This is a genomic window from Bacillus sp. FJAT-25509 (assembly GCF_001420605.1).
In the GTDB taxonomy this organism is placed as follows: Bacteria; Bacillota; Bacilli; order Bacillales; family Bacillaceae_G; genus Gottfriedia.
In genome coordinates, this window is record NZ_LJIZ01000026.1 from 130,553 (window position 1) to 152,721 (window position 22,169).

Below are 22,169 nucleotides of genomic sequence, written 5' to 3' on the forward strand. Positions count from 1 at the left end.
TGACGGGGGAAATTTTACTAATAAGAGAGACTGCAAACCTCTTTCCAGAGAGCTTTGCGGTCTCTTAGTATGTAATGGATAAACCTTATTCATACTATAATTATGCAGATAACCTGGAGGAGAATATGAAAAAGGGCAGATTTAGTTTACAAGCCATCATCATTTTTTTTGTATGCCTTGTTGTCGCTTTGTCACTAGGTATAACCGATTTGCTAATCAGTAAAAGAATTACCTCCAGTGTAGAAGAGACACAGAAAGAAAAGGTACTTAATATTGCAAAGATCGTTTCTCTTAACCCGCAAGTGATTGGGTCTCTTGAGGGGAAAACAAATTCGACAGTAGTAGAGGTTATTGCTAATCAAATAAAAGATTTAACGCATGTTAACTTTATTGTCGTCATGGATATGAAAGGAATTCGGCTTTCCCATCCAGATCCCAGTGAAATTGGAAAGAGATTCAGGGGAGGAGATGAAGGCCCAGTCCTTCGAGGGAAAGAGTATGTATCTAACTCAAAGGGGATTCTCGGCCCTTCCATGCGGGCATTTACACCTATAAAGAATTCAAAAGGGAAACAAGTCGGCGCTGTTGCTGTAGGAATTTCTTTGGAAAACGTAACGAAGGCTGTACATAAAGGCCGGATGGGGATGCTGATTGGAACAATAATTGGAATATTAATCGGGGTAACCGGTGCGGTGGGTTTGGCCAGGTTTATCAAAAAAATCCTATTGGGCCTTGAGCCGTTCGCTATTGCCAGGCTGCTTGAAGAGCGGAGTTCCATGCTCCAATCTGTGCGTGAGGGAATTATAGCCATTGACCAAGAAGGAAAAATTACCCTTGTAAATAGGGCAGCCCAAAAGCTTTTTAAAAAAGCTGGCCTAGAAGGGAATCCAAAGGGACTCAAAATAGAAGATTATTTGCCTGAGACACGCTTAACCCGTATTTTGAAATCTGGAGAAACTGAGGTTGATCAGGAACAGGATTTGCATGGGGTTACTATTTTGGTAAACAGGGTACCGGTAGTGGTGGATAATCAACCGGTTGGAGCAATTGCGACATTCCGTGATAAAACGGAAGTTCAGTTATTGGCCGAACAGCTCACAGGTGTGAAGAATTATGCGGATGCCCTCCGTGCCCATGCCCATGAATTCATGAATAAGATGCATGTTATTCTTGGCCTTGTCCGTACTGAACAATATGATACACTTGCGAACTATGTGAGTGAAACGGTTAACCACCGGGAAATGGAAATGGGTTTTGTAACCAAGAATGTCCAGGATCCGGTTCTAGCAGGATTTTTGATTGGCAAGCTAAGCTTTGCAAGAGAATCAGGTGCATCACTAACATTTGATTGCTCCAATAAGATTCCCCAACCTGTGAACCCGGGAATCACCCAAGAACTAATAACGATTATTGGAAATCTCGTCGATAATGCAATGGAAGCGATAGCGAACAGTCCTGTCAAAAAAGTTGACTTAAAGCTTGATTACGCAGAGGATATTTTAACAATCGAAGTGAAGGATACAGGTATGGGAATGACGAATGCAATGCAAAATAAAATATTCGATAAAGGCTTCTCCACGAAAGGAGATAACCGCGGGGTCGGACTGTATCTTTTAGCTCAGAGTATTGAAAGACTTGAAGGGGACCTAATCATTTCTTCTAAGCCGGGAAAAGGAACGAATTTTGCGGTGTATATACCTTATAAAGCAGAGGATGAAAAGGCATGATCAATGTAATGATAGTTGAAGATGACCCTATGGTGGCGGAAATCAATAAACGATACCTTTCTAGGATTGGTGGTTTCCGTTTGATTACAGTAGCCAATTCAGTTGATGATGCGATCCTTTTGCTTGGAAAGGAAGAGATACAGCTTATACTTCTGGATATTTTTATGCCGGGCAAACAGGGGTTAGAGCTATTAACGTACCTCCGGAAAAATGAACTTGAAATTGATGTAATCATTATTTCGGCAGCATCGGATCTAGAGCGAATCAAAAAGGCATTAAGGTACGGTGTTGTCGATTATTTAATAAAGCCTTTTGAATTTGAACGGTTCAACGCTGCTCTTGTCAGCTATCAGCAAAAGACACGGTTTACCGATAAACTGGAAGCAGTTAGCCAACAGGAGCTCGATAATTATCTTTTTCACAGAGATGAAGCTGCAATAGTTGAAGAGCTCCCAAAAGGGTTGACTAAAGATACCTTAAAGCAAGTATGGGAAGCGATTCAGGAATTGAAGGAGGTGCCATTTTCCACCGAAGAAGTGGCAAATGTTGTGGGCATTTCAAGGGTCTCAGCGAGAAAGTATCTGAACTTCTTAAAGGATTTAGGAATCCTTGATGTAAAGGTTATATATGGGACCATCGGAAGACCTGTTTACCAGCATGAATATAACCAAATTAAAGAATACTTAATAAAAAATTTTCTGTAAGTGTTTAAAGTGAGTTTAGAAGCTAGTGGTTCTCACTTATTAATAATTTGCTTAAGTAATAGCAAATAGATTAAATAGAAAATGGTAGCGTGGGTGCTTATGCCTGCGCTACCATTTTACAGATTAACCATATTTTTAGCTACGAGAAAGTTGTCTCATCCGTGAACTAGCCTACTTTTTGGCCAATCTCTTTTTTGTTTTCTATTTTTTCGTACTAACCAAATATATTATCGTTTAAAGATGGTTTTTTGGAGATTCCAATACATGGTTATGGAATGCAAACGTCAGATGAGCTTTGCTTCTAATTTAACAAAGAGCGCTGATTAAATCAGCGCTAAATTTATGCATTTTGTTTACTGAAATCTCGTTGAGCTCCTCTATAACTTCCAATTATATTTTGATAACCTGGAAGATTACTAGCAAGCAAATTACCAAAACCTTCGACATCATTGCGCCAATCGCGTTGTAATTCGCACGCTACACTAAACCAGTTCAAAAGTTGCACGCCACTATGTGCCATACGCGTATTGGCCGCATCTGCAACTTGTTTGCTGAAAGTTCCTGAAGCATCAGTAACAGCAAATACTTCATACCCAGCATTTATAGCGGAAAGTGCAGGGAAAGCAACGCACACATCTGTAACTACACCCGCGATAATAAGTTGTTTTTTTCCAGTTTCTTCGATTGCTTTTACAAAATCATCATTATCCCAAGCGTTAATTTGTCCAGGACGAGCTATTTTTGGCGCGTTAGGAAAAAGATCAACTAATTCTTGCATTAATGGTCCATTAGGTCCATTTTCAAAGCTTGTTGTTAAAATAACCGGTAAATCAAAAAACTTAGCAGTGTGAGCAAGAGCTAAAACATTGTTCTTGAATTCGTCAACACCATAATCACGAACTAGTCCAGCCATAAGACCAGTTTGATGATCCACTAAAAGAACGACAGCATCATCTTTATTAATACGAGAATAGAGATCAGACATTATGTATTCCTCCTAAAAATTAAGTAATCGAACAAAGTTTAAAACTGGAATATTATCATAAAATTCTTCGTTTGTGCACGTCAGTCAGTTTCTCAAAAATCAGAAAAAAATGCACTCCTTCTATTAATCTAAAACAGGAGTTTTATCTATCCAATTTATAAATTGTTGTAAATAACGATGAAGATAACGTTTTGTTTTTTCGTCAGTAAGTACTTTATGATCAGAATCAATCTTTTCATGTACTTGGGAAATCAGCATTTTTTGAAATGGAAGAACATGAGCTTGCATAGTTTCTAGTATTTCTCTGATTTGTATTTGAGCATAAACAGTACCTAGTCCTCCAGGAGTTGCACCAATTAAACCAACCGGTTTTCTACTAAGAACAGCAGATTCCCGAGGTCTTGATGCCCAGTCCAATGCATTCTTTAATACGCCTGGAATTCCAGAATTGTACTCTGGACTTGCAATAATGATACCATCAACGTCTTTGATAGCAGACTTAAATGATGTCACTGCTTCTGGAACATCTGTTTCTAAATCTTCATTGAATAAAGGTAGTTCATTAATCTCGATCCAACGAAATTGATGGGAATCAGCCATCTCTGTTAATGATTGAGCAATGATTCGATTATAAGAGTTTTTTCGTAAACTACCACAAATAAGACCTATTGTTTTAACCATATACGCCCTCCTTTTGTCAAAATCATCCTAATATTACCATAATATACCATAATGGAAAATGTGGCTTTATACCTAATCTTTTGACTATTTAATTTCGATAAGTGTTTATCACAAAAAATCTAGGAACTAAGGGCAACAAGCTTATTGTTATGAAAGACAATTACCTAACTGTTAAAGAAATTAAAGGGATTCATCTCCATCACTTGATGGTACCGAGAATGGCTTATACAAATAAACTGTAATTTAAAATAGTAATTGATTTGATATATTTGGAATAATTTTACAATTTTAATAGAAGGGAATATAATCATCTTATAAACATTTTGCAAAAAAATATTTTAATGTTTTGGAGTAAAAAGTTTTTTTCATCAGAGAAGCAAGGACATAGGTTTAATAATGAAAATTCATAGGAGGAAAATTAGATGGCAAAATTTACTGTAGGTAATGAAAATCATGCTCCAATTGAACTTTATTATGAGGACCATGGTTCAGGGAAACCTGTAGTCTTAATACATGGTTGGCCTTTAAGTGGACGCTCTTGGGAGTATCAGGTACTAGCTCTTATTGAAGCAGGTTACAGAGTCATTACATATGATCGTCGAGGCTTTGGAAAATCATCACAGCCGTGGGAAGGATATGAATATGATACATTTGCTTCTGATTTACATAAACTGTTAGAACATTTAGATCTTCAAAATGTCACACTTGTTGGTTTTTCTATGGGTGGAGGAGAGGTAGCTCGATACATTAGTACGTATGGTACAGATCGTATTGAAAAGGCTGTTTTTGCTGGTGCAGTTCCTCCTTATTTATACAAAACAGAGGATCATCCAGAAGGAGCATTTGATGATGCAACAATTGAAGAATTCAAAAGTGGCGTGATAAACGACCGCCTAGCATTTCTTGACAAATTTACGAAGGGATTTTTCGCGGCGGGTAATCAAACAGATTTAGTTAGTGAGCCATTCCGTATATATAATCGGGATATTGCAGCTAGTGCCTCACCTAAGGGAACACTAGATTGTATAACGGCATTTAGTAAGACTGATTTTAGAAAGGACTTGGAAAAGTTCAATATACCTACTCTTATTATTCACGGTGACTCTGATGCAACTGTACCATTTGAGTTAAGTGGAAAACGTACATATGATTCCATTCCTAATAGTAAGCTGGCTTTAATAAAAGGTGGTCCGCATGGATTAAACGCAACTCATCCAAAAGAATTTAATGAAGCGTTACTAACATTTTTAAAAGACTAATTGGAATAGTTTTTATATAAATGAAAACAAGCAGGTCCGCGATTATTAAGGGCCTGTTTATTTTAACGTAAAAGAGACTATAGAATATTATATTTAAAAATTCTTTTAGCCTCTTTTCTACATATATAAGTTTTTGATTATGTTGTTGGATCCACTTCCTCGATAGAATGTTCCCCTTTCATTACACGGTTTTATGTTTTTTAATATATAGATTTAATTTCTTAGTTAGCAACTTGAACTGCATCTAGAGTGTTATCAAAATTTCTTTGACTTAATAAATTTACATATTTATTTTACGAATATGTTTATCTACGATTACTTTCTTATTAAAATAATTTACAGCAACAACCCCAAAGATAATAAGAAAACTACCGATTATATGATAATAGTGGAATGATTCTTTGAGATACAAAACACCTACTAAAATTGTAATAAGTGTAGATAGATTTTGAAATACACTTATCTGAAAAGTTGGTAATTTTGATAAAGCATAATTTGAAAGAAAGGATGTACCTAAAGAAGAAAAAATCCCTAAATATAATATAGCAATTATAAAATCATTGTGTTTAAGAGGCAGGATAAATTGTTGAATTGTTCCGTTCCTTAAATGCAAAAATAGAGTAATTCCATTAAATACAATAAACCCAATAAGAGTAATGAAATATGTGATCGTAAATAATGAATATTGTTGAATGAGTTTTTTTGTTAAAACATTATATATTGAATTTGCAAGCGCTGATAGTAAGATTAACATACTACCTACAATACTAGTATTAATGTTCTTAACTCCATTCATATACATAATATACATGACCCCAAGTACGGAAATGAATATCGCAATTTTTTGTACAATTGTTGATGATTCATTTAATAGTAAGCTGGCTAGTATCAAAGTAAATATTGGAACTGTTGCCTGTATAACACCTGCTTCAGAGGAGGTTGTATGCATTAGTCCAAAAATTTGCAATGAGAAAAATAGTACTGGATAAAATGTGGCAAGAAATGAAATTTTAATTAAATCACCTTTCTTAATCCTGATACTTTCTTTTTTACAGATTAAAATGATCGTGGCAACAAGCCAAGCAATTGTAAAACGATGTGCTAAGGTATCAAGTGGTGATGCTATTGTTAACGTTTGTTTTACAAAAAGAAATGATAACCCAATGATTAATGAACAAATAGTAATCGCTAAATAAGCTTTTCTATTATCTGTCATAATGTTTTCCCCCTATTAATCAGAACTGTTAATGCTAATTTTATGTAAAAAAGTAACCCTTATCGAGGTAAATAATTTGTATCTGTATCGGTACAGGAGGATTCAAACATAAGGGAGAAAGGAGCAGGTTTAAAAAGCCTGCTCCTTCTTATTAATGAAAAGTAATAATTTTATTTAAATCAAAACGATGATGTTCATAACCATCTGAGTCTGGGTGGCCAAATGGTACCATTGCAGCAAAAGCTACATGCTCGGGAAGACCTAACAGTTCTTTAACTTTCGCTTGATCAAAACCCAACATTGGCACGCTTGAATAACCAAGACCTTGAATTGCTAGTAAAAGAAAACCAAGTGCAATATTTGCCTGTGTTAGACCCCATGCTATTTGTTCTCCTTTACTCATCTTTTCAAATACAGATGTAAGATTAGCTACTTCAATTTGTTTTCGATCTTCAGAAATACCAGGATGAATTGTTTCGGATAAACGGCTAATCGAATTCTCCATATCAACTGAAATAATTACAACAGCTGGAGCAGAGGTTACTTGTCTCTGACCATAAGCTGCTTCTTGAAGTTTTTCCTTAAGTTGAATATCCTTGATAATATGAAAATGCCATGGTTGAATATTCCATGCACTAGGTGTTAATCTAACAAGGTTGAAAATTTCTTGGATTTCTTCGTCTTGAATTGTTTCTTGAATAAATTTTCGAATACTACGACGTGATTCGATTGAATCTTTCAATGAAAGAGTTTGTTTTGATTTTTGAATTCGCAAAATACATCTCTCCCTATACTAAATTTTGAACCGGCCAATGCTTATATTTTATGTGCATTTTAAAATTGTAACGTTTAAAAATTAGACATCTGTACCGATACAGGAAAAATACAGGATCCTTTAAAGGAGTTATATAATGCTCAAATATGAATATGTATATCAATCTTTACTTACTCAAATTCAAACTGGAGAGTTAAAAGCGGGATCAAAGATTCCATCAATACGAAACTTAGCGAGACATTTTTCTTGTAGTAATAGTAGTATCCTTACTGCACTTGAGAAATTAGAAAATCAACACCTTATTTATGCAAGACCCAAAAGTGGTTTTTATGTAGTTGAGCATAAGATGTTTAAACAACCATTTAAAACGAGTAAAATTGATTTTGCGACTTCAGCTCCTAATTGGCATTCGTTTCCGTATCAAGATTTCCAACATTGTTTAAATAAAGCAGCTGATACGTTTCAAGCGGACTTATTTCGATACGGTACCGATAAGGGCTTACCGTCTTTAATAAATGAGGTTGAAAAATTATTAAAATCATATCAAGTATTTGCTCAAAAAAAACAAATATTTATAACTTCAGGCGTTCAGCAAGCTCTTTTTTTACTGAGTACTATGCCTTTTTCAAATAATAAAACTAAGATTTTAGTAGAGCAGCCAAGTTATCATTTATACATTGACTTAGTAAAACTATATAAATTACCTGTAATAGGGATAAAGCGAACAATAGAGGGGATTAATCTACAAGAACTCGAACAAATTTTCCGTGAGGGTGATATAAAATTTTTTTACACTATGCCTAGATTTCAAAACCCATTAGGAACTTCCTATAATAAAAAAGAAAAATTAGAAATCTTAAAATTAGCTTATAAATACAATGTTTATATAGTAGAGGATGATTATTTAGCAGATTTTGAATATATGAATAAAAATGATCCTATGTTTGCAAATGATCTGCATGGTCGTGTTATTTACTTGAAAAGTTTTTCAAAAATTATGTTCCCAGGTTTACGTATTGGTATAGCAGTTTTACCTGATTCGTTAATAGAAACTTTTCAGCAATTTAAAACAGTAATTGATATAGATAGTTCAATGATTTCACAAGCAGCTATAGAGTTGTATTTAAAAAGTGGTATGTTTGAACACTATCAAAAACAAGTCAGAGATAAATATCTAGCTCGTGCTCAAATACTTCAAACGTCGTTAAAAACTCATCTAATAAATTTCAAGTACGCAACCGAACTCGTAATGCACAGTCATATTGTTTTGCCCAAGCAAGTTGATATGACTGCATTAATTAAACAATTAAATGAACATAATATTCAGGTTAAATCAATTAAGCAAAACTATTTAGATAATTTTTTTCAAGAAAAAATATTAAAAATCAACGTTTCAAATTGTGAACCTACAGATATTGAAAAAGGAATAAAACAAATTGCTAGGTCATTAAATAACACTAACAATTACTTTGTATGAACAATGATATTTATCGGTTAAGTAATCTATTAAATTACAAAAAGCACCAATTAGTAGACTGTACCCCTTATAGTAGATGATAAAAAAATAGTCCAGAGAATCTAAATGATTCGATGGACTATTCAATATTATTAATAACATGAGGATATATGTGATGGCTAAGTGAATATATAATGATGTTTTTTAACTTATATAATATTGTAATTCAGATTTAATAAACTGGATTAAGTGTTTCTCTATTTTTGAAGGACTTCTATTCTTTCCATGAATAATTCCAAGTGCAACATTTACAGGTTCATAGTTTATAAGGTCAATTTCAACAATCTTGTTTTCAATAACATAAGGGTTACTTTTAGTAGCAAAATCTGGGGCAAAGCCAATTGCAAATCCTTCGGAGATTAATCGTGATAATTCTTCCGTTTGATTGGATGATAAAAGAATATTCATTTTTCCAAATTTAAGTTGAAAATTATTAACAAACCAATTGATATAATCACCATTGTATAATACTACTGCCTGCTGAAGGACTTCCTCTGGTGTAATTTTTTTCTTTTTAGCAAAAGGAGAATCGCTACTTACATAAACCTTTAGTTTCCCCTCGAGAATCCTTTCAAAATTTAAAAGCCCAATATTTTTCAAAATATTTTCATATATACATATAAGTCCGATCTCTGCTTTATTTTGTTGAACCGCTTCAACTGTATGTTCAGTTATATTTTCTAAAATTTCTATGTTTAAATTTGCATATAAATTCTTAAATTCAATTAATGGTTTTAATAAATAAGTAAAGAAAGCAGGTATAGTTGAAACTCTTAGATTTCCAGAATGTATTTCTAGAATCATTCTTGCTTCTTCAAACATTTCTTCATATTTTAACAATACCTCATTTGCTTTATTTACAATTTTGGCTCCTTCATTTGATAGAACAACCCCATATCGAGAGCGATCGAAAATTTTTATTCCTAATTCATCTTCTATTTTTTTTATATCCTGACTAATACCAGATTGGGTTATATGAAGATTTTGACCTGCAATAGAAAAAGATCCAGTTTTAGCAACTTCAGAAAGTATCTTAAGTTTTTGAATGTGCATATGGTGACCACCTTTTTAAAGATTACTATATTAGAAATAAGTTTGGATAATAAAAAACCTCTATTTTTAGATATTAAAAAATGCGAACAAGGTATTACAAATCCTAATTTTACTTAGTGATTGTGAAGTTATACAATCAATTCAGATAATTCTTAATTTTTAAATTAAGACAAGTCCTTAAGATTATTTTCTAAGTATTTCTTTTAATTTGCAAGCGTTTTCTCAAAAGGGGGTCAGGTATAACTGTATTTCCTACTTAACTAATTTAATAACTATTTTAGGAGGTTTTTAAATGCAAACGACTCAAAAATTATTGGAATTTCCGCTTTATATTGATGGTAGATGGACACCTGCAAAAAGTGGTGAAACGTTTAGTGTGAAAAATCCAGCAACAGGGGAAGTAGTCGCTCTAGTAGCTAAAGCTGGAAGAGAAGATACCGAAGCAGCTATTACTTCTGCTCGTAATGCTTTTGATTCAGGAGTTTGGTCAAAAAAATCTCCAAAAGAAAGAGCTCAAATCTTAATTAATTTCGGGAATAAGATTGTTGAACATTCGGTGGAACTTGCATTCTTGGAATCTGTTAGTTCTGGAGCTACTGTAAGACGAATCTCAAATTTGGATATTTTATATTTAGTAGATTTACTACAGCAAACAGCCAAATTTACTGTTGAGTATCCATTTGTTGAGTCTTTGCCAATTCTACCTTTTCCAGGACCAAGCAACAATCAAGTATGGCGAGAAGGCGTTGGTGTCGTAGCTGCAATTACACCTTGGAATCTACCAATGCTTTTAGCAATGTGGAAAATTGCACCTGCGCTAGCAATGGGAAATTCAATTGTTGTTAAACCTGCATCAAATACACCACTTTCCGCTTTGAAACTAGCAGAATTAGCTACTGAAGCTGGAATCCCGGCAGGAGTTTTCAATGTTGTTTCAGGACCGGGAGCTACTGTTGGCGAAGTGCTAGCAACTCATCCACATGTAGATAAGGTAGCATTTACGGGATCTACTGAAGTAGGAAGACGGATTATGGAGTTAGCTTCTGGAACAGTTAAAAGAGTCACTCTAGAATTAGGAGGAAAATCACCATCGATCGTATTACCTGATGCTGATTTAGATATTACTATTCCAGGTAGTTTATTCGGTTTCTGTCTTCATTCTGGACAACTATGTGAATCAGGAACGCGCCTTTTAGTACATGATTCGATTTATGATGAAGTAGTTGAGCGATTAGCGAATTTAGCCTCTTCAATTACGATTGGAAACCAGCTTGATATGACGACTGGAATGGGGCCAATGGCTTCAGAACAACAACTAAACACTGTTTTATCTTATATTGATGCTGGAATCCAAGAAGGAGCTCGTTTAGTTTGTGGTGGTAAACGTTTAATAGGTAAGGGATATGATAATGGATATTTTGTTGAACCAACGATATTCGCGGATGTTAATAATAAAATGAAAATCGCTCAAGAAGAGATTTTTGGACCTGTTCTTTGTGTCATTCGATATTCGACGATTGAAGAAGCGATTGAAATTGCTAATGATACGATTTATGGGTTAGCAGCTGGTATTTGGTCTAAAGATGTAAATAAAGCTCTTAAAATATCAAAAGATTTAAAGGCGGGAACAGTTTGGATTAATGACTGGCATATGTTAAGAAGCGACGCACCATTTGGAGGATATAAACAAAGTGGATTTGGTCGTGAGCTTGGTCGGTATGCGTTAGACGAGTACACGCAAGTAAAACATGTTCATTGCTCACTTACTCCTGAACTAAGTCAAAAACCTTGGTATGGCATCTTATTATAAAAATAGAAAAAAACAAATGAATATAGATTAGATTAAACAAACTTAAACAGAAAAGAGAAGGTGATTTCATGATAACATCATTTTTCCAGTTTTCGGTTCGAACAGTTGTAAACAGTGGAGCTGGAGCTCGCTCTTTGTTACCTGAAATGATTAAAGGGCTTGGTGGTAAAAGAGCTGTTCTTTATGTGGATAAAGGAATAACACAAGCAGGAATTACAGATAAAATTAAGGAGTTATTTGAAACAATACCTAGCGATGTACAAATAGTGGGTGTTTTTGAGGACATAGAACAGGATGCTAAAGGTGAAATCATAAACCGCGGAGCTAAGTTCTATAAAGAATGTAATGGAGATGCATTAATTGCTGTTGGTGGCGGAAGTGTTTTAGATACAGTAAAAGCAATTAAATGGATGCTACATAATAAAGTTCATGACATTCGTGAAGAACTTCTTGTAGGAAATGTAATGGAATTTTGGCCAAAAGCTCAGTATATTCCAATTCCACATGTTGCAATTGCAACGACTGCAGGTACTGGAGCGGAAGTGTCACCTATCGCTGTAGTATTCAATGAAAAGGTCGGAATTAAAACGAATATCCTAAACACATTTATAAGCCCTGATATGGCGATATTAGATCCAGAACTTACAATTGGTTTACCACCGAAAATTACAGCTTTTACAGGATTTGATGCATTAACTCATGCGATTGAGGCCTATTTCTCACCTCAGTCGAATCCAATGACAGATGCATATGCAATTCAAGCGATTCGTATGATTGTAGATAATTTACCTACTGCTGTTCATGAAGGACATAATCTTGCTTCACGATCAAATATGTTAATGGCTAGTTCGATGGCAATTTCTGCTTTCAGTCTTTCAGTTAATGCAATTCCAGTTCACAATATTGCTCATGTATTTGGAGCGAAATTTGGAATTCCACATGGACTGGCAAATGCAGTGTTATTACCAAATGTAATGGAATCACTAGCACCATATTATTTGAAACGAATTCAGGGTTTTGCACAAGCTTTAGGTTTAAAAGATATACCGGAAAAAACAGAAGAGTGCCTTGCAGAAGTCGTTTTATTCATCCGTAATTTACGTGAAAAAGTTGGTCTTCCTAGTACATTTGCTGATTTTGAGGTGAATGTCGATAATATGGCATACATTGTAGCGATGGTTCATAGTGATCCTTGCGGAATATTCTTCAAAATTCCACCTGAAGTAATAGCAAAAGTTTCCAATGAAGTTGCAGGTTCTGGCTTAGTAATTTCATAATTTTTATTTATAGTTACCAGGCACCGTCAAAATTTTTGATGGTGCCTCAATTATATTTTAATTTTATGTATAAAGTTGGAACGAAATAATAAAAGAGTCTATCTTTAGTATAACAATTTCAATCTAGCTCTCTTAATTCATTAATTTACTAGAATGTAGCCTACTAATGGTATGTAGTTATCAGGAGGAGAAATTTTTATGAATTGGAATTTAAATGAAGTACTAAGAAAAAGTGCAGAAAAATATCCAAATCGTAATGCAATTACATTTGAAAATAAAAATATAACGTATAGTGAATTATATTCAAAAGTTGAATGTGTAGCTTCTAGTTTAGCACATGATGGAATTAGAAAAGGTGATAAAGTAGCCTTGGTATTAGGTAATTGTCCGGAATTTGTCATCGCTTATTATGGAATTCTTCGTGCAGGTGGTGTAGTTGTACCAGTTAACCCGATCTTTACGAAAGAAGAAATTTCATATATTTTATCGAATAGCCAAGCAAAAGCTGTCATCGCTAATTTTACATTGGAACCAATCATTGCTTCGATTAAATTAGAATTAAAACAGATCGAAATGCATTATTACGTGGGATCGAAAAAAGCTGAATTCAATTGGCAGCAGTTGATTGTAAATAACTCAAAAAACTATGACACTGCTTTAGTTATGGAAGAAGATCTTGCTGTTATTTTATATACTTCTGGAACAACAGGAAGACCAAAAGGAGCTATGCTAAGTCACAGAAATATGGCATCAAATGCAGAGTCAATTATTAAATTAGTAGAGTTTAATGAAGACGATCGCATGTTAGCTGCCCTTCCAATGTTCCATGTATTTAGCATGACAGTTTGTATTAATACACCAATTATGAGTGGTGCTAATATCGTAATAGTTCAAAAATTTAATCCTATTGAAGTCATTCATACTATTTTTAATGAGAAAGTGACATTATTTGCTGGTGTTCCAACGATGTTTAACTTTTTATTACAATTAAAAGATTATTCAACTGAGTACTTCGCATCTATGCGAGTCTGTTTATCAGGTGGAGCATCATTACCAGTTGAATTACTTCAACGATTTGAAGAAAAATATAAGACTACTATAGCTGAAGGATTTGGACTTTCTGAAACAGCTCCTGTAACGGCATTTAACCCTATAAAAGGAATAAGAAAAATTGGGTCTGTCGGAGTAGATATTCCAGGCGTCATAAATAGGGTTGTCGACAAATTTGGAAATGAAGTTCCAAGGGGTGAGATAGGTGAACTAATTGTAAAAGGTCCAAACGTCATGATTGGCTATCTAGGTATGCACGAGGCAACAGCTAACGCCATTAAAAATGATTGGTTTTATACTGGTGACTTAGCAAAAATGGATAAAGACGGATATATCTATATTGTTGATCGAATAAAGGACATGATTATTGTAAATGGATACAATGTATATCCAAGAGAAGTAGAGGAAGTAATCTATCAACACCCAGCGATTGTTGAAGTAGCTGTATTAGGAATAAGTGATCAAGATTACGGAGAAATCGTAAAGGCTTTCGTTGTATCAAATGATGAAAGCTTAACAGAGGACGACATCTTACATTTCTGCAAGGACAAGCTTGCAAAATACAAGTTACCTAAACAAATAGAATTTAAGAATGAATTACCTAAGAATAGTACAGGTAAGATTTTAAAAAGAGCTTTAAATGTTGAACAAGTGAAGGTTAATTAGTTTAATAGAGTATTTTTCTGATAATAGCTTTTGAATTTATATCAAATTATGGAGGTTCTTATGACAAATAACATTTTAACTCAATCGATGGCGGCAACATCTTTTACAAAAAAAGCAAATTTAGCAGTATATGATTCTCTAAATTTTGATGATCGGCAGGACTTCTTGGATGCAAATAGAGGATTGATTGCACCACTAGAAGCCAAAATTATTAAAGATGATTCTGGAGAAGCTGTTTGGGACATCGAAAAGTTAAACTATTTAAATGACGCTGCTCCTGAGACTGTGAACCCTAGCTTATGGAGAAATGCACAATTACAGGCTATTTCTGGTTTGTTTGAAGTTGTAGAAGGAGTATATCAAGTTCGTGGACAATCATTTGTAACTAACTTTTTTATTGAAGGAAAACAGGGAGTGATTGTCGTTGATGCTTTAGGAAGTAATGAATCAGCTAAAGCCGCGATGGAATTATATTATAAGCATCGACCACAAAAGCCAGTAACGGCCATTATAATCAGTCAAAGTCATGCTGATCATTTTGGCGGTATTCAAGCTGTGCTTAATTATGCTGAGAATCCTAATATTCCGATTATAGTTCCTCAATATTTTACAGAAGAAGCTTTAAGTGAGAATGCACTTTTAGGTACAATCATGGCGCGTCGTGCGGAATATCAGTTTGGGAAAGATTTACCAGACGGTACAAAAGGCTCAGTATCAGTGGGACTTGGACCAACAATGGGTTCAGGTACTATGAGTTTTCAGTTACCAAATGTTGAAATAGAAAATGAAATCCAATCGATGGAGGTCGATGGTGTAACTTTTGAATTTTTATTAACGCCAAACACCGAAGCACCAGCTGAAATGCATTTTTTTATTAGGGATTACAAATTATTATTTGTATCAGAGAATGCTAATAAATTTATGCATCAAATTTATACTGTAAGAGGAGCAAAAACGAGAGATGCATTACATTGGGCTAATTCACTAGATAAAACAATCGAATTATTTGAAAATGAAGAGATTGATGCATTACTAATGATTCATGCATGGCCTGTATGGGAGAAAGATAATGCAATCAATCATTTAAAATTGCAACGTGATTTATATAAATATATGCACGATCAGACAGTGCGATTAGCCAATCATGGATATACGATGGATGAGATAGCTGAAACAATCAAACTTCCAACAGAATTGGATACTTACTGGGGAAATCGAGGGTATTATGGAACTTTAAAGCATAATTCAAAAGGTATTTACAATTATTATTTAGGTTATTATAGTGCTCATCCTTCCGATTTAGATCCACTACCACAAGTGGAAACTGGCCAAAAATATGTTGAATACATGGGTGGATCAACAAATATTTTGAGACAAGCAAAAGCTGATATTGAAAAAGGTGAATATCGTTGGGTCGCTCAAGTATTAAAAAATGTCATTATGGCTGAACCAGAAAATTCAGATGCTAAACATTTATTAGCAGATGCATTTGAGCAATTAGGGTATCAAGCTGAATCAGCTAATTGGCGAAATATTTATCTTGTAGGTGCATCTGAACTAAGAAATGGAATTAATAAAGAAAATGCACCACTAGATGTCTCGGGAATCATTAAGAATATGCCAGTCAACGAATTCTTAAAATTAATAGCCGTTAAATTAAATGGTCCAAAAGCAGAAGGCAAAAAAATAACGATAAATGTAATATTATCAGACACTAAGCAAGTATACGCTTTATATTTGGAAAATTCTGTTTTATTTTCGAGAGCAAATAAGTTAGATGACAATGCAGATGTTTCATTAACAATTGATCAATTTGCATTTTATGGAACTTTACTAGGACTTCTTTCACCCGAACAAGCAGTGGGAGCAGGAAAATTGATCATTTCTGGTGATCAAACAAAATTGAATGAATTTTTATCACTTTTAGATGAGTTCGAACGCTGTATAAATATCGTAACTCCTTAATTAACAGAAAAAATAATGAATGATTCAATTTTAAAAAAAGCATCTGCTCAATCATGTAGGAAAAAATATAGATTGTGCAGATGTTTTTCCAAAAGTATGTTTACTAAGGATTAGCGAAAAAGGATAGATTTGTTGAGAGGCAGGAGTTTGGATGAAAAGCTTGGCGAAATGGATCATATTATTTTCACTTTTTATTATGGCTATTATTAATTTTGCTGACAAATCAATTTTAGGTTTAGCTGGAATTCATATTACGAAAGATTTGAACTTAACCTCTACCGAGTATGGTATTTTAGGTAGTAGCTTTTTTTGGTTATTTTCAATATTTGGAATAATAGGTGGCTCATTATCAGATCGTATTGGTACTGGTAAATCACTTGCTATTATGGCAATTGTTTGGACAATCGCACAATCTTTGGCTTTGTTTGCATCAAGTCTACCGGTTCTAATTATCAGTAGATTACTATTAGGTGCAGGAGAAGGCGCATTTCTGGCAACTGCAATTAGTCATATTAGTAATTGGTTTAAGCCAGAATCACGTGGGTTAGCCATATCCATCATTAATTTTGGAAATGTTGTTGGAATAGCTGTTACAGCTCCTATTATCGTTTCCCTAATATCAAATTATGGTTGGAGACAAGCATTTTTTATTTCTGGCATTTTTAGCTTTGTCTGGTTCATTTGTTGGCTTTGGTTAGGAAGAATGAAACCAACTGTTACTTTTGAAGAAGAAGTTAGTACGATGGAAAACATAAAAGAGAATAATAGAAAAGATGTTTGGAAAGCTTTACGATCTCCTATTTTCATCTTTACAACTTTAATTGCATTTATTGCTTACTCCTTCATTGTCTTTGGACTTACGTTTAATCCTTCGTATTTAATAAAAGTAAAGGGGTTATCTGAACAACAGTCAGCATCGGTTATTGCTATTTCTGGATTAATTGGGGCTATTTTAGCAATCGTACTATCGATTATTTCAGATCGTTTATACAAAAAAACACATAGTTTATGGAAATCGCGCATTTTATTTTCTGCTATCAGTGTTTTACTAGCAGGGATTTTGTACTTATTATATCCACTAATGAATGGGTCGGGTTCAATTATCATCGTACTTTCATTAGTAAATACACTGGTGATTACTGTAAACACACTTAGTCCAGCTATTGTAGTTAGTATACTTCCACAGCAAAGAGGTGTTATGACAGGAACGTATTTTGGAATAATGACTTCATCGGGAATTATTACTCCGATTATTTTTGGGAAACTTATTCAAAATTCTGGTGCAAATGCAGCAGATGGATATAGCATCGCAATTTATGGAATGTCAATTGCGATGGTAATTGCAGCGCTATTAATATTCCTTTTTGGAAACCGAAATAAACAAGTATCAACAAGAAAGGATAATAAGTTAGTGAACCTTTAATGAGAGTCGAGGTTATATTGAAGAAAGATATAGAAACAGAGGTATGTATATGAATAATGCATTAGAAAAGCAGAAAGAAACAATTGATTCTAAATATATACAACAGCATTTAGCAAATGAAAGAACTTATCTTGCTTGGGTAAGAACAAGTATAACCATTATGGGGGTTGGTTTTTTAATCACTAATCTTCATTTTTCAACTCTGGCTTCTAATGCAAATATAGGAGGCGTATTATCAAAAATCATTGGATTATCATCGATTATAGTTGGAATTTTTGCTTTAATCATTTCAACGATCAGTTATTTTATCAAGGGAAATGATATTAATAATCAGACGTTTAAATTTTCAAGGATCTTGGTTGTTTATTTATCGATAGCTTCAATCCTTATTTTTCTTATTTTCGGTGCCTATTATTTAGATGTTTGGGGCTTGTTTTAAATTTTATAAGCATTGTTATCAAGAACTAAAAAAAAATGATCTTCTACAAGAGGATCATTTTTTTCATGCTGTTAAAAAAAGAATTTGTAAAAAAATAATATAGTCACCTAAATCACTTGTTTATCAATAAGATTAGTTTTATTAATGATGATGATGATGATGAGCGGATGGTTCATTCTTTATTTGACAAAGTATGGAATTATCGTGTTTATGAGCAGCAGTTTCTAATTGAATTGTGACATGCATAATACCTTTATGTTCGAGGTCATGTTCAATTTTACGTAAAATTATTTCGCTTTCTTCAATTGTTAATTGATCATCCACCACAGCGTGACAAGAAAGGGCATTTAGACCACTTGTAATCGTCCAAAGATGTAAATCATGTACGCTTTGAATCCCATCTGTTTTTTCTATTAATTGAATCACTTCGTTTAGATTGACTTCTTTTGGTGTTCCTTCCATCAACACATGAATAGAGGCTTTTGTGACATAATAACCACTTCTCAGTACTAAAGCGGCTACAATCACGCTCGCCAACGGATCTGCCCATCCCCACCCAAAGAAAATCATTAATAATGCAGCAATAATCGCACCAACTGAACCAAGCATATCACTTAAGACATGTAAATAAGCACCGCGCATATTTATATTTTCTTCGGTGTCTGCACCACGCATCATAATCCAGGCCACCAGTATATTGACTAATAAACCAATTACACTGATTATTAGCATATCCGTTGAGGCTATTTTAGGTGGATTTGTGAAACGATTGATCGACTCGTAGAATATATAGAGTGCAATCAAAATTAACGTGACACCATTTAATACTGCTGCAAGTATTTCGAATCGTTTATAGCCAAATGTTTTACTTTTGCTTGCGGCTTTTTCACCTAATTTAAATGCGACTAACGCGATTGCTAGGGAGATTGAATCACTTAACATATGACCAGCATCCGATAATAGTGCAAGACTATTCGTTAGATAACCGCCAATTGCCTCAATAATCATATACCCTGTAATAATGATAAATGAAATTAGTAATACTTTTTTATTTGTATTGTGGGTATGAGTATGTTCATGATTATGCCCCATTTTCATTCCCCCTATTTAAAAATGTCATTTTAGGTATGTGTAGCATGCTCAATTGACTGTTTTAATAAATTCATAATGTGGTCATCGTCATGTGAATAGAAGAGTGTAGTACCTTCACGTCTAAACTTGACTAGTCGTAAATTTTTTAAAAATCGCAATTGATGTGAAACTGTCGATTGACCCAAATCTAAAATGTCTGCAATCTCATTTACGGAATGTTCTTTCGTACATAATAAATTTAAGATCCGTATTCTAGTAGGGTCACTTAAAGCTTTAAATGTTTGAGATACCATGAACACTGTTTCTTCATCGAGATGTTGTTCGCATGGTTGAATATTTTCATTCGTCAAATAGAGTTCCTCCATTTTTCTGTCAAATTATACACGTGTATATATGAGCATCTATTCATATATATAACATTATTATATGAGCATATATTCATATAAGTCAAATGTTTTTCTATTTCTATTTTTGTGATCTCCACAACATTTTATAACAGGAAGAATAATCCTTTACTTCAAAAGTACAGTTGATCTGTATAACTTATTTTTATTTCTGTCCGTATAAAAAAGATAGCATTTTAGTGCTATTTTTTTTAATATATTATTGCTCGTGTTTCCAACTTGTTGGATGACCAGATGAAGGACAATTTGGGAATGTTTGTCCTGCTTTTAATTCAATATGTTCGCCATCTGCGTCAATATAATGACCTGTTTCCATTACTGGTTCACCTGTTTTATGAGAATGCTGATGTTGTGTCATAAGTATTTTCCTCCTATTATATGTTAGTGAAAATTTAATACTAAAATTTCAACAATAGTTAGAATGCCCTCTCATTGAGCCTGTATTCAAACGGTGGATTACTTTTGCAAAGCCCTATCTTCAATAATATGTAAGAAGTTGATAACATTTAGATATACGCCATGTAAGTAGTTAGTTAATAAATGCCTCTTTGATTCGTTTACATTACCATTCACTTTAATTGGTAAAACAAAACAACTTTAATTTTTTTTAACAACTTGATAATTAGCACTACTTAGTGTTACTATGTAATGGTACTAAGTAATACTGAATATCTGTAATACTAAATAGTAGGAAATGTTTATAAAATTTTTTTTATAAAATGGTTCACATTTTCTCTACTTAGTAATACAATATACTATTACTAAGTAACACTGAATATCAGTCACGCTAGATAGCTGAAAAGAGTTCATGTAAAAATTATCATTTGAAATCCTTGATCCATTGGCTATTTTAGATATTTTTTTATCCGGTACTAAGTGAGACTGAATATCTGTATTACTAATTAGCTTGAAAAACGGTTTTATCTATTCAATATAGACCGAAAACTAATTTAACCAACGAATAGAGGAGGTGTAAGCAATGGAAAATTTAACAGAAATGCTCAAAGGTTCATTAGAAGGTTGTGTACTGGAAATCATTAGTCGAGGTGATACTTACGGCTATGAAATTACGCGTCTCCTTAATGATCTAGGTTTTACAGAGGTTGTCGAAGGTACGGTCTACACAATTTTGATAAGGCTCGAAAAGAAAGAATTAGTAAATATTGAGAAAAAACGTTCTGAAATGGGTCCACCTCGAAAGTTTTATTCATTAACCGAAGCTGGACTTGAGGAATTACAGCAATTTTGGAAAAAATGGGACTTTGTTTCATCAAAAATAAATATCCTAAAAGGGGAGAAGTAATTATGAAGAAATTTATAGAGCTAATCATTGGCGATTTAGAAAGCAAGAAAGAATATAAAGCATTTATGAAAAAAGTCAATTCTCTACCGAGCGATTACGCTTTTGTGTTTAAAAAGATTCAAAAATACATGTGGAATTTCGGTTATGGATTTGGTGAAGAAATCATCAATTTGTATGAACTGTTTGAAGCAAGTTCAGCAGAAGGCAAGCATGTACTAGATGTTACCGGTGAAGACGTGGCGGCATTTGCTGACGAATTAATGGCTCTTTCAAAATTAGATGGAGAATCAGCGAGTATATTTGGAGGGCAAGTAGATTTGAAAAAAGACATTGAGAGTAGAGTTGAGCAGCAAGTAAAAATTTGGACGAATAAAAAATAAATTAGGGGGCTAAAAATCATGATAAATTTTATCAAAAAGATACTTGATGACAAAAAAGAATACAAAGAAATGATGGCGCGTGTGGAAGCTTTGCCTGAAAACTACTCAGAAGCATACAAAACAATCTGTAACTATATGTGGAGTTTCGCCTCTGGAAGTGGCATGGATATGCTGAGAATCCAATATGATCTCATTGATTTGTTTGAAGATGGTGCGGCAGATGGCAAAGACGTATTGGAATTGACAGGTGAAGACTTGACAGCATTCGCTAATGGGCTTACCGATCAAGCGAAAAGATGGGATGATAAGTTACGCAATAATTTGAACAAAAGCGTTCTAGATCGTGTGGGTAAGAAAAAATAAGCGCTAGATTAATTGTCATTCAATATAGAAAAAACAGTTGCAGGCGCTACTACGCTGTTGAGAACGCGCCTTCAACTTCAT

21 protein-coding genes are annotated in these 22,169 nt (G+C 33.8%); 13 read left to right on the forward strand and 8 right to left on the reverse strand.

Annotated features, from left to right (window positions below; translation table 11 throughout):
* Positions 1-125: 125 nt before the first annotated feature.
* Together dcuS and AN960_RS16780 are read left to right on the forward strand one after the other, a co-directional pair.
* Positions 126-1,727 carry a DcuS/MalK family sensor histidine kinase gene (gene dcuS / locus AN960_RS16775; RefSeq protein ID WP_056473750.1) on the forward strand — a complete coding sequence of 534 codons (1,602 nt, stop codon included), beginning with the start codon at positions 126-128 and terminating at the stop codon, positions 1,725-1,727.
* Positions 1,724-2,431, forward strand: coding sequence for a response regulator (locus AN960_RS16780; RefSeq protein WP_056473752.1), 708 nt, complete (start codon positions 1,724-1,726; stop codon positions 2,429-2,431). The genes dcuS and AN960_RS16780 overlap by 4 nt, the downstream gene beginning before the upstream one ends.
* 340 nt (positions 2,432-2,771) lie before the next feature.
* Here AN960_RS16780 and ycaC read toward each other — a convergent pair whose 3' ends face one another.
* Both ycaC and AN960_RS16790 read right to left on the reverse strand, forming a co-directional pair.
* Positions 2,772-3,416: an isochorismate family cysteine hydrolase YcaC gene (gene ycaC, locus AN960_RS16785; RefSeq protein WP_056473755.1), complete on the reverse strand. Its 645-nt coding sequence runs from the start codon at positions 3,414-3,416 to the stop codon at positions 2,772-2,774.
* A 123-nt stretch (positions 3,417-3,539) separates the two neighbouring features.
* Positions 3,540-4,097, reverse strand: coding sequence for an NADPH-dependent FMN reductase (locus tag AN960_RS16790; RefSeq protein WP_056473757.1), 558 nt, complete (start codon positions 4,095-4,097; stop codon positions 3,540-3,542).
* Between the two features lie 422 nt (positions 4,098-4,519).
* On the opposite strand from AN960_RS16790, the gene AN960_RS16795 reads away from it, so the two are divergent.
* Positions 4,520-5,356: an alpha/beta fold hydrolase gene (locus AN960_RS16795; RefSeq protein ID WP_056473759.1), complete on the forward strand. Its 837-nt coding sequence runs from the start codon at positions 4,520-4,522 to the stop codon at positions 5,354-5,356.
* Between the two features lie 280 nt (positions 5,357-5,636).
* Here the strand turns inward: AN960_RS16795 and AN960_RS16800 are convergent, their stop codons facing one another.
* Entirely contained in the window at positions 5,637-6,572 is a 936-nt protein-coding gene (locus tag AN960_RS16800; protein WP_056473760.1) for a DMT family transporter, read from the reverse strand.
* Positions 6,573-6,723: 151 nt separating this feature from the next.
* Entirely contained in the window at positions 6,724-7,347 is a 624-nt protein-coding gene (locus AN960_RS16805; RefSeq protein ID WP_056473762.1) for a nitroreductase family protein, read from the reverse strand.
* Between the two features lie 136 nt (positions 7,348-7,483).
* Between AN960_RS16805 and AN960_RS16810 the strand changes: the two genes are divergently transcribed.
* Positions 7,484-8,824, forward strand: coding sequence for an aminotransferase-like domain-containing protein (locus AN960_RS16810; RefSeq protein WP_056473763.1), 1,341 nt, complete (start codon positions 7,484-7,486; stop codon positions 8,822-8,824).
* A 183-nt stretch (positions 8,825-9,007) separates the two neighbouring features.
* On the opposite strand, the gene AN960_RS16815 is transcribed toward AN960_RS16810, so the two are convergent.
* On the reverse strand, positions 9,008-9,916 hold the full coding sequence (locus AN960_RS16815) for a LysR family transcriptional regulator (protein WP_056473765.1): 909 nt from the start codon (positions 9,914-9,916) through the stop codon (positions 9,008-9,010).
* Between the two features lie 292 nt (positions 9,917-10,208).
* On the opposite strand from AN960_RS16815, the gene AN960_RS16820 reads away from it, so the two are divergent.
* The 6 genes from AN960_RS16820 to AN960_RS16845 all read left to right on the forward strand — a co-directional run bounded on the left by AN960_RS16820 (position 10,209) and on the right by AN960_RS16845 (position 18,546).
* Complete coding sequence (locus AN960_RS16820; RefSeq protein WP_056473768.1) at positions 10,209-11,726, forward strand: aldehyde dehydrogenase family protein; 1,518 nt, start codon at positions 10,209-10,211, stop codon at positions 11,724-11,726.
* Between the two features lie 68 nt (positions 11,727-11,794).
* Entirely contained in the window at positions 11,795-13,003 is a 1,209-nt protein-coding gene (locus tag AN960_RS16825; protein ID WP_056473769.1) for an iron-containing alcohol dehydrogenase, read from the forward strand.
* Between the two features lie 198 nt (positions 13,004-13,201).
* Positions 13,202-14,719, forward strand: coding sequence for a long-chain-fatty-acid--CoA ligase (locus AN960_RS16830; RefSeq protein ID WP_056473771.1), 1,518 nt, complete (start codon positions 13,202-13,204; stop codon positions 14,717-14,719).
* Positions 14,720-14,779: 60 nt separating this feature from the next.
* On the forward strand, positions 14,780-16,684 hold the full coding sequence (locus AN960_RS16835) for an alkyl/aryl-sulfatase (protein ID WP_056473772.1): 1,905 nt from the start codon (positions 14,780-14,782) through the stop codon (positions 16,682-16,684).
* Between the two features lie 151 nt (positions 16,685-16,835).
* Positions 16,836-18,107: an MFS transporter gene (locus AN960_RS16840; RefSeq protein WP_056473775.1), complete on the forward strand. Its 1,272-nt coding sequence runs from the start codon at positions 16,836-16,838 to the stop codon at positions 18,105-18,107.
* A 49-nt stretch (positions 18,108-18,156) separates the two neighbouring features.
* The gene (locus AN960_RS16845; RefSeq protein ID WP_056473777.1) at positions 18,157-18,546 is read left to right on the forward strand and encodes a YidH family protein; all 390 of its coding nucleotides are present in this window, start codon (positions 18,157-18,159) and stop codon (positions 18,544-18,546) included.
* A 141-nt stretch (positions 18,547-18,687) separates the two neighbouring features.
* Here AN960_RS16845 and AN960_RS16850 read toward each other — a convergent pair whose 3' ends face one another.
* The 3 genes from AN960_RS16850 to AN960_RS24565 all read right to left on the reverse strand — a co-directional run bounded on the left by AN960_RS16850 (position 18,688) and on the right by AN960_RS24565 (position 20,400).
* Positions 18,688-19,638 carry a cation diffusion facilitator family transporter gene (locus AN960_RS16850; RefSeq protein ID WP_056473779.1) on the reverse strand — a complete coding sequence of 317 codons (951 nt, stop codon included), beginning with the start codon at positions 19,636-19,638 and terminating at the stop codon, positions 18,688-18,690.
* A 29-nt stretch (positions 19,639-19,667) separates the two neighbouring features.
* Entirely contained in the window at positions 19,668-19,931 is a 264-nt protein-coding gene (locus tag AN960_RS16855; protein WP_335473489.1) for an ArsR/SmtB family transcription factor, read from the reverse strand.
* A gap of 310 nt (positions 19,932-20,241) precedes the next feature.
* On the reverse strand, positions 20,242-20,400 hold the full coding sequence (locus AN960_RS24565; RefSeq protein WP_156339709.1) for a hypothetical protein: 159 nt from the start codon (positions 20,398-20,400) through the stop codon (positions 20,242-20,244).
* Between the two features lie 621 nt (positions 20,401-21,021).
* Between AN960_RS24565 and AN960_RS16860 the strand changes: the two genes are divergently transcribed.
* Genes AN960_RS16860 through AN960_RS16870 form a run of 3 tightly spaced genes read left to right on the forward strand, consistent with a single transcriptional unit; the run spans position 21,022 to position 22,088 of the window.
* A complete protein-coding gene (locus AN960_RS16860) occupies positions 21,022-21,345 on the forward strand; it encodes a PadR family transcriptional regulator (protein WP_056473783.1) in 324 nt (107 codons plus the stop codon).
* Positions 21,346-21,347: 2 nt separating this feature from the next.
* Entirely contained in the window at positions 21,348-21,725 is a 378-nt protein-coding gene (locus AN960_RS16865; RefSeq protein ID WP_056473784.1) for a DUF1048 domain-containing protein, read from the forward strand.
* Between the two features lie 18 nt (positions 21,726-21,743).
* On the forward strand, positions 21,744-22,088 hold the full coding sequence (locus AN960_RS16870) for a DUF1048 domain-containing protein (protein ID WP_056473786.1): 345 nt from the start codon (positions 21,744-21,746) through the stop codon (positions 22,086-22,088).
* Positions 22,089-22,169 lie beyond the last annotated feature (81 nt).